The organism is Rhizobium sp. 10N414 (genome assembly GCF_056394785.1).
In genome coordinates this window covers 1-695 of record NZ_JBFTIN010000112.1, presented here as the reverse complement: position 1 = coordinate 695, position 695 = coordinate 1, and the positions used below count along the sequence as shown (strand labels likewise).

Below are 695 nucleotides of genomic sequence, written 5' to 3'. Positions count from 1 at the left end.
CACATCCGGGTGACCTCAAAACACGAGCTCAAGGAACGCATTATGGCCGGTATCGACGACATCAATCGTCATCCCGTCATCCACACATGGTCATACAAGCTCGCCGAGGCTGCTTGATATGATTCGAACCACGAAAACGCGCTACTAGCTCTCGATTGACCTTGCCCCCAAGTTTTATCCAGTTTTGAGTTTGCTCCAGCGGTTTTGGGTTGCTGTAATTGGGGCGGTAGCGGCGGGTTGCGGTGCGGAGCCATTTCGGCTGCGCAGCACCGCATCACGTCGCGGGTTGATTGTCTGAGCGAACTCGGCAGGTGTCATCCAGCCGAGTCCAGAATGCGGTCGATGATCGTTGTAGTCGCTGCGCCAATTTGAAAGCGCTGATCGAGCTTGGGTCAGTGACGAGAAGAGCATTCAAGAACTCGTCTCGCAGCCGCCCATTGAAGCTTTCGATGAAGGCGTTCTGGATCGGCTTGCCAGGCGCGATGTAATGCCAATCCACCTTGCCCCGATCCGTCCATTGCAGGATCGCGTTGCTGGTGAACTCGCTGCCATAGCACATTGGGAAGCTTGCTCTGCCGTGGCAGACGGCGCGCGAAGCCCTACCTAGCGCAGCGCGCCGTCCTTGTGGCCATGGCCGGCCGCGGGTCTCTAAAGTGAAGTTGTCGAGACAACACTCTGGAGCGTGACAGACCATG

Annotated in this window: 1 pseudogene; it reads right to left on the bottom strand. The window is 57.1% G+C overall.

What is annotated here, in order from left to right:
• Positions 1–174: 174 nt before the first annotated feature.
• Positions 175–550 (bottom strand): annotated as a pseudogene (locus AC1DE4_RS31820) (integrase core domain-containing protein); the annotation flags it as partial.
• Between the last annotated feature and the right edge of the window lie 145 nt (positions 551–695).